Source organism: Streptomyces sp. NBC_01463, assembly GCA_036227345.1.
Classification (GTDB): domain Bacteria; phylum Actinomycetota; class Actinomycetes; order Streptomycetales; family Streptomycetaceae; genus Streptomyces.
On sequence record CP109468.1, the window covers coordinates 1135522 to 1147581 of the forward strand.

At 72.3% G+C, this 12060-nt stretch carries 9 protein-coding genes; 7 read left to right on the plus strand and 2 right to left on the minus strand.

The annotated features are described in order from the left end of the window. Positions 1-435: 435 nt before the first annotated feature. The 5 genes from fusA (at position 436) to OG521_04925 (ending at position 7004) form a co-directional block, all read left to right on the plus strand. Positions 436-2520 carry an elongation factor G gene (gene fusA / locus OG521_04905; GenBank protein WUW20163.1) on the plus strand — a complete coding sequence of 695 codons (2085 nt, stop codon included), beginning with the start codon at positions 436-438 and terminating at the stop codon, positions 2518-2520. Positions 2521-2779: 259 nt separating this feature from the next. After that, the gene (locus OG521_04910) at positions 2780-3781 is read left to right on the plus strand and encodes an alpha/beta hydrolase family protein (protein WUW20164.1); all 1002 of its coding nucleotides are present in this window, start codon (positions 2780-2782) and stop codon (positions 3779-3781) included. Further along, entirely contained in the window at positions 3774-4988 is a 1215-nt protein-coding gene (locus OG521_04915; protein ID WUW20165.1) for an acyltransferase, read from the plus strand. Before OG521_04910 ends, OG521_04915 begins: the two co-directional genes overlap by 8 nt. Positions 4989-5028: 40 nt before the next feature. Next, positions 5029-6336 (plus strand): sensor histidine kinase, encoded by a 1308-nt coding sequence (locus tag OG521_04920; protein WUW20166.1) that lies wholly within the window; start codon positions 5029-5031, stop codon positions 6334-6336. Further along, complete coding sequence (locus OG521_04925; protein ID WUW20167.1) at positions 6333-7004, plus strand: response regulator transcription factor; 672 nt, start codon at positions 6333-6335, stop codon at positions 7002-7004. The genes OG521_04920 and OG521_04925 overlap by 4 nt, the downstream gene beginning before the upstream one ends. A gap of 119 nt (positions 7005-7123) precedes the next feature. Here OG521_04925 and OG521_04930 read toward each other — a convergent pair whose 3' ends face one another. Next, positions 7124-8569 carry a glyceraldehyde-3-phosphate dehydrogenase gene (locus OG521_04930; protein WUW20168.1) on the minus strand — a complete coding sequence of 482 codons (1446 nt, stop codon included), beginning with the start codon at positions 8567-8569 and terminating at the stop codon, positions 7124-7126. Between the two features lie 206 nt (positions 8570-8775). Here OG521_04930 and OG521_04935 point away from each other — a divergent pair, with 206 nt between their 5' ends. Together OG521_04935 and OG521_04940 are read left to right on the plus strand one after the other, a co-directional pair. After that, positions 8776-9699 carry an LLM class F420-dependent oxidoreductase gene (locus tag OG521_04935; protein WUW20169.1) on the plus strand — a complete coding sequence of 308 codons (924 nt, stop codon included), beginning with the start codon at positions 8776-8778 and terminating at the stop codon, positions 9697-9699. Between the two features lie 190 nt (positions 9700-9889). Then, positions 9890-11395, plus strand: a complete 1506-nt coding sequence (locus tag OG521_04940; GenBank protein ID WUW20170.1) for an aldehyde dehydrogenase family protein — start codon at positions 9890-9892, stop codon at positions 11393-11395. A gap of 31 nt (positions 11396-11426) precedes the next feature. Here OG521_04940 and OG521_04945 read toward each other — a convergent pair whose 3' ends face one another. Next, positions 11427-12053 (minus strand): TetR/AcrR family transcriptional regulator, encoded by a 627-nt coding sequence (locus OG521_04945; protein ID WUW20171.1) that lies wholly within the window; start codon positions 12051-12053, stop codon positions 11427-11429. Between the last annotated feature and the right edge of the window lie 7 nt (positions 12054-12060).

Genomic DNA, 12060 nt, shown 5'->3' on the forward strand with positions numbered 1-12060 from the left:
GACGGCCGACGGAGCCGGATGGTTGCACGCGGCGTGCCACGGCTCCGTCCCCGGTCCGCCACGGCGTCGCCACAGCCCGAAAACCGGTTCCCCCGCCCGCGCCCCGTTCCCTAGACTCGCCACACGATCGCGCCCCGGCACTCCGCCGCGGCGCGCGCACCGTGACCATCGAGGGGAGACCTGCCATGCGCTACCGCACCGCTGTCGTCGTCCCCCTGTCGCGGTTCGAGGTGATCCTGGTGTCTACCTCCGCCCGGCGCCGGCTGCGCGGCCGGCCCCGGACCCCCTGACGAACACCTGAGCCCTGTCCGCTTCCTGACGGACCGTCCACGTGCGCACGCGCCGTGGACGAAGAGGTTCCGCCGCGTCCTGAACAGGCCGCTTCGTCCGGGCATCGCGCCGTCTTCTTCCGGATCATCCCGAAAGGCACGGACCGTGCGTACCGAACTGCACCGTCAGCACACCAGCACCCTCACCGACGTTCGCAACCTGGGCATCCTCGCCCACGTCGACGCCGGCAAGACCACCGTCACCGAGCGGATCCTCTACGCCACCGGCACCACCCACAAGCGCGGCGAGGTCCACGACGGCACGACCATCACCGACTTCGACTCCCAGGAACGCGACCGCGGGATCACCATCTTCGCCGCCGCCGTGAGCTGCACCTGGGCGGGCCACCGGATCAACCTGATCGACACTCCGGGCCACGTCGACTTCGCGGACGAGGTCGAGCGGGCGCTGCGGGTGCTCGACGGTGCGATCGCCGTGTTCGACGCGGTGGCCGGCGTGGAACCGCAGAGCGAGTCCGTGTGGCGTCAGGCCGACCGCCACTCCGTGCCGCGTATCGCCTTCGTCAACAAGCTCGACCGGGCCGGCGCCGACCTCGACACGGCGGTCGCGTCGATCCGGGACCGGCTGCACACCGTCCCGCTCGTCGTCCAGCTGCCGATCGGCCGGGAGGACGCGTTCGGCGGTGTGGTGGACCTGCTGCGCATGCGGGCCCTGGTGTGGGCCGACGGGCAGGACACGTACGAGGAGGGAGAGGTTCCCGAGGAGCTGCGGGAGGAAGCGCGGCGGCGCAGGCGGCTGCTCGAGGAGACGGTGGCTGAGCTCCATCCGGCGGCGCTGGAGGAGTTCTGTGACCGCTCGGAGCTCTCCGAGCGGACGCTCGCCGGCGCGCTGCGCGATCTGACCAGGACCGGTGACGGCGTCGTGGTGCTGTGCGGTTCCGCCTACCGCAACCGCGGGATCGAACCGCTGCTGGAGGCAGTCGTGGCGTATCTGCCCTCGCCGCTGGACGTGCCGCCCGTGCGCGGCGTGCTCGGCGACGCGGTGCAGGAGCGGGCCGCCGATCCGGCGGCGCCGTTCGCCGCGCTCGCGTTCAAGGTGAACGCGACCGCGACGGGCCGGCTGACCTATCTGCGGGTGTACTCCGGAACGGTCCGGAAGGGGGAGACGGTGCTGGACGTCGGCGCGCGGCGCAGCGAGCGCATCGGGCGGATCCTGCGGGTCCAGGCGGACCGGCATGTCGATGTCGACACGGCGGTGGCCGGTGACATCGTCGCGGTCATCGGCCCCAAGGCCGCCCGCGCCGGTGCCACCCTGTGCGCACCGGACGCCCCGCTGGTCCTCGAACCGCCCACCGTGGCCGATCCGGTCGTGTCGGTGGCGGTCGAGGCCCTGCGGAGCACCGACACGGAGCGGCTGATGGCGGCCCTGGTCCGGCTGGCCGAGGAGGATCCGTCGCTCGCGGTGCGGACGGACTCCGAGACGGGTCAGACGGTGCTCTCCGGCATGGGCGAACTGCATCTGGAGGTGGCAGCGGAGAAGATCCGCCGCGCCCACGGGCTGGAGCTGCGGGTCGGCAGGCCACAGGTCGCCTACCGGGAGACGGTCGTCCGCGGCGTGTCCGGTCTGGTCTACCGGCACGTCAAACAGGACGGCGGGGCCGGGCAGTTCGCCCATGTCGTGATCGACGTCGAACCGTGGGAGGACCCGGAGGGCGACAGCGGTCCCGGGGCGGTGGAGTTCGCGTTCCGTTCGGCCGTCGTCGGTGGCCGGGTTCCGCAGGAGTACGTGCGGGCCGTCGAGGCCGGCTGCCGGGACGCGCTGCTGGAGGGTCCGGTGGGCGGCCATCCGGTGACCGGGGTGCGGGTGACGCTGACCGATGGCGCCACCCATGCGAAGGACTCGTCGGAGATGGCGTTCCGTACGGCCGGGCGGTTCGCGCTCCGGGAGGCGCTGCGCTCCAGCGCGATGGTGCTGCTGGAGCCGGTCGTCGAGGTCACGGTCACGGTTCCGGACGACGCGGTCGGCGGGGTGCTCGGTGACCTGGCCGCACGGCGCGGCCGGGCGTCCGGCTCCACCGCGCGGGCGGGTGCGGCCGTGATCACCGCGACCGTGCCGCTGGCCGAGCTGTTCGGTTACGCGACGCGGCTGCGGAGCCGGACGCAGGGCCGGGGCACGTTCACGACCCGGGCCACCGGCTACGCCCCGGCGCCGGCGTCCGTGTCCGGTTAGCGCACGGGGCCGGTCCCACCCACAGCGGGTGGGACCGGCCCTCGTGGCGCGGGTGACGTGACCCGCTCCGGCCGGGGACGAACCGGCCTTCCGGAAGCGATGGTTGGCGCCGGCCGGCGCCAACCCGCCCCCTACCCGTAGTACTTCAGAGCTACGAGGAGGGTTCACTCCCCGGCGGGACGCAGGCCACAAGGCGCGCTGCGTAGCTTCGGTGCCGCAAGCCCTACAGACATCCGGCACGGAAGGAACACCGTCCGCCATGGCGCTCCGTACCCGCAGTGGCCGAACCCGCAGGGGCCGTCTGCGCCGGGCCCTGCTCGCCGCCCTGGTCGCCGCCTCGGTGGCCGTGCCGTTATCGGGTGCGGCGAGCCCCGCGCACGTACCGGCGCCCGCACCGACCGTCTCCGGACCGCCGGCGGCCGCCACCCCCGCCGCGCTCGCCGAGCGGTACGCCGCCTCGCGCCGCGACATCGGGGCTGCCGGGCACATGGCCGCCGCCCACGGCGATCACAGGCGCGCCGACGCGCTCCGCGTCATGGCGCGTCCGGCGCGCCGGTTCCTGTCCTTCGACGGCCGCGAGGGAGGCCGGACCGTCGAGGTCGTCGGCGACCTCGCCCGTGCAGAACGGATCGCCGTGCTGGTGCCGGGCGCCGGCGTGCTCGTCGACAACTACTGGCGTTTGCTGGGCGGCGCGAGGGCGCTGCACAAGGAGCTGGGCGACCGGTCCGCGGTCGTCGCCTGGCTCGGCTACGAGACGCCGGCCACGGTCAGCGCGGCGGCGGTGACCTCCGGGCGCGCCGAGGACGCCGCTCATGAACTCCGCCGATTCCTGGGCGAGTTGAAGACGCTCAAGCCCGCCGCCCGGACCTCCCTCGTGTGCCACTCCTACGGCAGCGTCGTCTGCGCCCGCGCCGCCTCCGCGCCGGGGCTCGCCGATGTCGTCCTGTACGGCAGCCCCGGCACCGGCTACGACAACGCCGCCGCGCTGAAGACCCGGGCCACTGTCTGGACGGGCCGCAGCTCCGGCGACTGGATCGCCGATGTACCGCACCTGAAGGTCCCGTTGCTCGTCACCGAGATCGGGTTCGGGACCGATCCGGTGTCGGAGGAGTTCGGTGCCAGGCGGTTCCCGGCGGGCGACGTCGGACACAGCGACTATCTGAAGCCGGGCTCCGTGCCGCTGCGGAACATCGCCCGGATCGTCAGCGGACAGGACCTCGGGTTCCCGTCCGAAAGCACTTCGGGAGGCCGTCATGCGTGACTTCGTCCGACGCGTCGAATCCTCGACTCCTCCCGACCGCGACCGCGCTGTCGACGCCCTGCGCGCCCTCGCCATCGCGGGCGTGGTGCTCGGCCACTGGCTCGTGACCGCCCTGGTCGAGGACAGCGGCACCCTGCGGGGCGCGAGTCCGCTCACGTTCATGCCCCACCTCGCCCCCGTCTCCTGGGTGTTCCAGACGCTCGCGGTGTTCTTCCTGGTGGGCGGGATGGTGGGGGCGAGGGGATACGCCTCGGCCCGCGCGCGCGGCACGACGTACCGGGAGTGGGTCGGCGCCCGCATGATCAGGCTCTTCCGGCCGGTCGCCGTCGTGCTGGCGGTGTGGGCCGTGGCGGCGGTCGCGATGCTGGCCGCCGGAGTGGACGAGAGGACGGTGCGCGCGCTGTTCAAGCTCGTCTGGGCGCCGCTCTGGTTCCTGCTGGTGTTCGCCGCGCTCACCGCGATGACCCCGCTGGTGGCGAAGCTCCATCCGCTCTGGCCGCTCGCCGTCGTGCTGCACATCGACGTGATCCGGTTCGGGCTGGGCGGCCCCGACCGGCTCTCCTCGGTCAACGTGGTGGCCGGCTGGCTGGTCCCGTACTGCCTCGGCGCGGCCTGGTCCCGCGGCGGGCTGCGCAGCCGTGCGACGCTCTGGGCGATGCTGCTCGGCGGGGCCGTCGCCGCCGCCGGGCTGATCCTGTGGGCCGGCTATCCCGCTTTCATGGTCGGCGTGCCCGGGGAGAAGATCTCCAACCTCGACCCGCCCAACCTGGCGGCGGTCACGTTCGGCATCGCCCAGTGCGGTGCGGCCCTGCTGCTGCTCGGCCCGCTGCGGCGGGTGCTGGAGCGGCCCGCCGCCTGGGCGGCGGTCGCGGCGGTGAACCTCTGCGCCATGACCGTCTTCCTCTGGCACCAGACCGCGATGATGCTGGTCACCGCGATCGGCGCCCCGGCGGGCGAGCCGCTGCCCGGACTGCACACGGTGCCGGACGGCGGCGGCTGGGTGCTCGCGAGGCTCGCCTGGCTGCCCGCGTTCGCGCTGGCGCTGGCGGTCTGCGTCGGCGCGTTCCACACGTACGAACGAGGCCGGCCGGCAAGGACACGGCGGAGCGGCCGGATCGTTCGCGAGGGACGTCCGGACCCGGCGAAGCTCGTACGGCATGCCCAGGGAGCCTCGCGAGCCCAGCACCCTCCGACGGACACCCCCTGAGGCGGCGCGACTTGAGGAGACACGCCCTACTGTGTCCCGCATGACGACCTCGAACAGGGCGGAGCGGCTAGCGGCGGGCCTGCGCACGCCGGCGCGCGTTCTGCGGGAGGACCTCTGGACGGGGACCGCCGAGCCGAGGCCCACGGCCAGGGGTCCGCGGTGGCAGCGGGGACTCGCGGTGACGGTGGCGGTGCTGCTGGGCGTGGTCGTCACCGCGTCCAACGGCAACAAGTTCGCCTGGGCCTACCAGCTGGGCGAACTCGGCTACGTGCTCGCCGTGGCCCAGGCGGCGATGCTCGTCGTCGCGCTGTACCGCCCGATCCCCGCCTGGTGGGGGTCGACGCTGATTCAACTGCTGCTTCTGGTCGCGTGGTTCGAGATGGGCGACACCGTCGGCGGCAGAAGGTTCCCCTGGACCGGCTCCGAACTCATCTTCCAGGCATGGGTGCTGTTCCTCGTCGCATTGCGGGCCCGCCCCAGAACGGCGGTGGAGACGCTGGTGATCGGCGCGATGCCGGGGCTGGCCTTCGCGTTCGCCACCGGCCACGGCGACCGCGCACCCCTCGCCGCCGCGGTCCTCGTGATCGCCACGGTCGTCGGCGCCTCGCTGCGCGGCCGCCGGGTGGCCCGTACCCAGCTGGTCGAGCTGGAGGAACTCACCGCGGAGGAGCGGGCCCGGCGCACGCTCCTGGAGGAGCGCAACCGGATCGCCCGCGAGCTGCACGACGTGGTCGCGCACCACATGTCGGTCATCTCCATCCAGGCGCAGGTCGCCCCGCACCTGGTCGAGAACCCGTCCGAAGAGCTGAAGGAGAACCTGGCGAGCATCCGGGAGAACGCCAAGGAGGCGCTGACCGAACTGCGTCAGGTGCTCGGCGTCCTGCGCTCCGAGCACCCCGTGCCGCAGGACGAGCGGCACTCCCCGCAGCCCACACTCGACCGGCTGGACGAGCTCGTCGGCAATGTGCGCGGCGCCGGGCTCACGGTGACCACCCACACCACGGGCGAGCGGGCCCGCCTGACCCCGGGCATCGAGCTGTCGGCATTCCGTATCATCCAGGAGGCACTGAGCAACGCGATGCGGCACGCGCCGGGAGCGGAGGTGCGCGTGGAGATCGACCACCGGCCGTCCGCCGTCACGATCAGGGTGGCCAACACCGCACCGGACCGGCCCACCCCGCCCTCGCCGGGCGCCGGCCACGGCCTGCTGGGCATGCGCGAGCGCACCGCGATGCTCGGCGGCACGCTCGCTTTCGGCGTCACCCCCGACGGGGGGTACGAAGTGATCGCGGAGCTGCCCGCGAAGCCCCCCGCCCGACAGGCCGACCTTGTGGAGGACACCGCATGACGACCATCCGCGTGCTGATCGCCGACGACCAGGTGATGGTCCGCCAGGGGTTCACGGTGTTACTGAACGCCGAACCGGGGATCGAAGTCGTCGGCCAGGCCGTGGACGGCAACGACGCGGTGACCAAGGTCGGCGAACTGGACCCCGACGTCGTCCTGATGGACATCCGGATGCCCGGGCTCGGCGGCATCGAGGCGACGCGCCGCATCACGGCCGCACCGGAGGCCACCACCAAGGTCCTCGTCCTGACCACCTTCGACCTCGACGAGTACGTGTACGAGGCGCTGCGCGCCGGCGCGTCCGGGTTCCTGCTGAAGGACGCGTCCGCCACGGAACTCGCCCACGCCGTAAGGGTGGTGGGGACGGGCGAGGCCCTGCTCGCGCCGAACATAACCAAGCGCCTCATCGCCGAGTTCTCCCGGGTGACCGACACTCCGCACGCCCCGCTCAAGGGCCGGATCGGCAATCTGACCGAGCGCGAGACGGAGGTCCTGTCACTGATCGCGCAGGGCCTGGCGAACGGGGAGATAGCGCAGCGGCTTGTGGTGGCGGAGCAGACCGTCAAGACGCATGTCGGCCGGATCCTGGTCAAGCTGAACCTGCGCGACCGGACGCAGGCCGCGATCCACGCGTACGAGACGGGCCTGGTCCGTCCGGCCGGCTACTGAGACCGCCACGGCACCGGCCGGGCAGGTGGAGCGCGCCGGTCGCGGGTCCCTGAAGGGGGCCTTGCGTACCGTCGTGCCGTTCTGCCGGATCGATGCCGTGGCCGGAGTCCGCGGCCGGGTCAGTGGGCGGGTGCGGGGTACGTCGGGTACTCCACCCCGGAGACGTGCTGCACGACCCGGATGACCTGGCAGGAGTAGCCGAACTCGTTGTCGTACCAGAGGTAGAGGATCGCGTTGTCGCCGTCGACCTGGGTGGGGCCCGCGTCGACGATGGACGCGTGGCGGGAGCCGATGAAGTCGCTCGACACGGCGTCGGGTGCGGTCGTGAAGTCGATCTGGCGCTTGAGCGGCGAGGTCAGCGACACGTCGCGGAGGTAGTCCAGGACCTCTTCGCGGTTCGTCTCGCGGCCGAGCTTGAGGCTGAGGATGGCGATCGAGACGTCCGGCACCGGCACCCGGATGGAGCTGCCCGTGATCGTCGCCTCGAGGTCGGGAAGCGCCTTGGCGACGGCGGAGGCGGCACCGGTCTCGGTGATCACCATGTTGAGCGGCGCGGAACGGCCGCGGCGGTCGGAGTTGTGGTAATTGTCCAGCAGATTCTGGTCGTTGGTGAACGAGTGGATCGTCTCCACGTGCCCGCGCAGGACGCCGTACTCGTCCGCCATCGCCTTCAGCGGCGGGACGATCGCGTTGGTGGTGCAGGAGGCGCACGAGATGATCTGCTCGTCCGGCTTGATCATGTCGTGGTTGACGCCGTGCACGACGTTGAGCACGTCGCCCTTGCCCGGCGCGGTGAGGACGACCTTGGCGACACCCGGGCGCAGGTGGTTCGAGAGACCCTCGCGGTCCCGCCACTTGCCGGTGTTGTCGATCAGGATGGCGTCGTTGATGCCGTACGCCGTGTAGTCCACCGACGTCGGGTCGTCGGAGTAGATCACCTGGATCTCGTTGCCATTGGCGATGATCCTGTTGTTCGCCTCGTCCACGGTGATCGTGCCCTGGAACTGGCCGTGGATGGAGTCGCGGCGCAGCAGCGAGGCGCGCTTCACGATGTCCTGGCCCGCACCCTTGCGGACGACGATGGCGCGCAGCCGCAGACCGTTCCCGGATCCGGCCTTCTCGATGAGCAGCCGGGCCAGCAGCCGGCCGATGCGGCCGAAGCCGTACAGCACGACGTCGCGCGATTCACGGCGCTCGATCTTGTTGGCACCCGTGGCACCCGCGACGGCACCGGCGGTGAACTCCGCCTCGGAGAGTCCGCGGTCGTCGGCCTTGTAGGTCGCGGCCAGCATCCCGATGTCGATCTGCGAGGGGCCGAGGTCCAGCGTGGTGAGGGCCTGGAGGAAGGGCAGGGTCTCGGTGACCGAGAGCTCCGCGCCGTCGATCTGCCGGGCGAATCGGTGGGTCTTGAGGATGCTCACCACCGACTTGTTCACCAGGGAGCGGCTGTGCAGAAGGACGGTGACGTCCCTCTCGCGGTGCAGCTTCCCGATGATCGGGATCATCGACTCCGCGATCTCCTCGCGGTGCATCCAGTTGGTGAACGAGTCGTCATTGACAGTCACAGGTTTATCTTTCGAGCTAGGCGGCGCTCATATGGTAACCCGTCGCTCTTTTGATCATTCAAACGGTGCCGTCCGATGGCCCCCGGGTGGGCACGACGGACCGCGACCGGTCCGTCGGCCGGGACTCGAACAGCTTCACGCGGCGGACACGAAGGTGTCATACGGGAACCGGAATGTGCGGCCGACTCCCCTTCGTTTCCCCTGACATGACTGTGGGAGTAGCGCTCAGCGCGACCGGATCCGAGAACCAGATCGACGCCACCGTGGACCTCGCCCGGGAGGCCGCCGCCGCGGGGCTGCGGTCGGCCTGGTTCGGCCAGACCTTCGGGGCCGATTCCCCGCAGCTCGCCGCGATCGTCGGGCGCGAGGTGCCGGACCTCCAGGTGGGCACCTCCGCGATCCCCGTCTTCGGACGCCACCCGCTGATCGTGTCGAGCCAGGCCCAGACCGCGCAGGCGGCCACCCACGGCCGCTACCACCTCGGGCTCGCCCTCGGCACGAAGCCGCTGACCGAGACGGGGTTCGGCATCCCCTACGAGCGGCCCATCGCCCGCCTGCGCGAGTTCCTCACGGCGCTGCGGCAGCTCACCGAGACCGGCAGCGCCGACTTCCACGGCGAGCTGATCACCGCGGCCACCCCGCTCCCGGCCCGCGTGCCCGGCGCCGAGGGCGGCGTCCCCCTGCTCGTCGCCGCGATGGGTCCGCAGGCCCTCCGGGTCAGCGGCGAGCTGGCGGACGGGATCCTGCCCTATCTCGCGGGGCCCCGGGCCCTGGCGGAGCACATCGTCCCGGCGGTCACCGCCGCCGCCGAGGCCGCGGGGCGCCCGGCGCCCCGGATCGTGGCGCTGGTGCACGGCGTGGTCACCGGCGACGCCGATGCCGCTCGCAGGACCGCCACCGAGCAGCTGGCCTTCTACGAACAGTTCCCCTCGTACGCGCGGGTCGTGGAGCTCTCCGGTGCCGCCCGGGCCGGCGACGTGGCCGTGATCGGTGACGAGAAGGCGGTGGCCGATGAGGTGCGGCGCTACCGGGACGCGGGGGCGACGGAGGTGGTGTTCTCGGGGACGGATCTGGCCGGGGAGGCGGACCGGCGTCGCACGTGGGAACTGCTCGGGGAGCTGGCGGGCTGAGCGACGGGCAGGGGGTGCGGGGTGCCGTTGTCCGGAGCCCGCCGCGCGAGTGCTGACGCCTGAGTATTGACGCCCGATGAAACAGTTCAATACTTTCAGTATCTTCGACTCATGGGGTGCTCCTCCTGAGATGACTCGTGGGGTGCTCCCCCTGAGATACGGAACCGTCGGCACCCCGACAGGAGATCCGATGACCGACACCGCCCCGGCCTCCCCCTCACGCCCCACGACGTTCACCACGTGTTCCCCCGCGACGGGTGAGCCCCTCTCCGAGCACCCGCTGGACGGGCCGGAAGAGGTCGCCCGCGCCGTGGACCGGGCCCGGACCGCCCAGGCCGGCTGGGCGGCGCTGCCCGCCTCCCGCCGCCGTGACCACCTGCTGCGCTGGAAGAAGGCCCTCGCCACCGACCTGGACACGGTGGCCCGCACCATCTCCGACGAGACGGGCAAGCCGGCCGGTGACGCCGCACTGGAGGTCGTCCTCACCCTGGAGCACCTGGCCTGGGCCGCCCGCAACGCCGCACGTGTACTGCGCCGGCGGAAGGTGCGCACCGGACTGTTCACCGTCCACCAGCGGGCCTCGCTCGTGCACCGGCCGCTGGGGGTGGTCGGGGTGATCGGGCCGTGGAACTACCCGCTGTTCACCCCGATGGGTTCGATCGGTTACGCCCTGGCGGCAGGGAACGCCGTGGTGTTCAAGCCCTCCGAGCTGACCCCGGCCACCGGCGCCCTGCTGGCCGGGCTCTTCGACTCCGCCGTGCCCGAGCACGCCGGGCTCCTCACCACCGTCACCGGCGCCGCCTCCACCGGGGACGCCCTGGCCCGGTCCGGCGTCGAGAAGGTGGCGTTCACCGGTTCGCCCGGGACGGCCCGCAAGGTGATGGCGGTGTGCGCCGAGACGCTGACACCGTTCCTCGCCGAATGCGGCGGGAAGGACGCGGTGATCGTCACCGGGGACGCGGACCTCGACGCGGCCGCCGACGCGATCGTGTGGGGCGCGCTGAGCAACGCGGGGCAGACCTGCGCGGGTGTGGAGCGTGTCTACGCGGTGCGTGAGATCCACGCGGCACTGTGCGCCCGCGTGGTCGAGCGGGCCGGTGCGCTGAGCCCGGGGGCCGGGGCCGGTGCCGCGTACGGTCCGATGACACTGCCGGGCCAGGCCGGGATCGTCGAGCGGCATGTGACCGGTGCGGTCGAGGCGGGTGGGCAGGCCCTGCTGGGCGGGCCCGATTCGGTGCGCGCTCCGTACGTGGCGCCGGTCGTGCTGACCGGAGTTCCGGAGGACGCGGCGGCGATGACCGACGAGACGTTCGGTCCGGTCGTGTCCATCAACGCGGTGGCCGACGTGGACGAGGCCGTGGAGCGGGCCAACGCCTCGCGCTACGCCCTGGGGGCCGCGGTGTTCTGCCGGAACGGGCGCGCGGGTGCGGCCGTCGCGGCACGCCTGCGGGCGGGAGTGGTGTCGGTGAACTCGGTGCTGGGCTTCGCGGCGGTGCCGGCGCTCCCGTTCGGCGGTTCGCAGGACTCCGGCTTCGGGCGGATCCACGGCGAGGAGGGGCTGCGCGCCTTCACCGCCGTGCAGTCGACGACGGTACAGCGGTTCACCCCGCCGATCGCGCTGACCTCCTTCGACGTTCCGGCCGCCACGAGGGAACGCGCTGTGCGGCTGGCCCGGGCGCTGCACCGGCAGCGCTGAACGACGGCGCCCCGCCGGGCGGTCCGGCCGGTCAGACATTCAGCAGCGGGGCCAGGTACCGGCGGGCGAAGGCCCGGGCCTGGTCCTCGTCGTCCATCTCGATGCAGCCGGCGGGGTTGAGCAGGAAGGACACGGCGACGCGCACCATCAGCTCGGCGACCGGCTGCGGGTCCTCGTCCGGGCGGCCCTCGGCCTGCTGGGCGCGGCGCAGATGGCCCGTCAGATAGGTGACGGTCGCGGAGAGCGAGAAACCGCTCTGCACGGTCAGATAGGGCAGGACGACCTCGGGTTCGAGACGCAGCAGACCGCCGAAGAGCGGATGGGCCCGGGTGTGGCGCAGGGCGACCACGAAGCCCTCGACGACCCGCTCCTCCATCGTCGGCAGCGCCGCCACCGCCGAGTCCAGCCGCTGGAAGAACCGGCTCAGCTCGCGCAGCAGGGTGGCCTCGACCAGCTTGTCCTTGGTCTGGAAGCGCCGGAAGACGGTGACGCGGGAGACGCCGGCGCGCTTGGCGACATCGTCCACGGAGGAGCGGCGCAGGCCGAGGAGGGTGAACTGCTCCAGTGCGGCGTCGAGGATCCGCCGCGCCGTACGGTCCTCGGTCTCCGGCCCGGCGACGGCCGCGGTGCGCCCCGCGTCGTTCATGTCAGTTCTCATGGCGCTC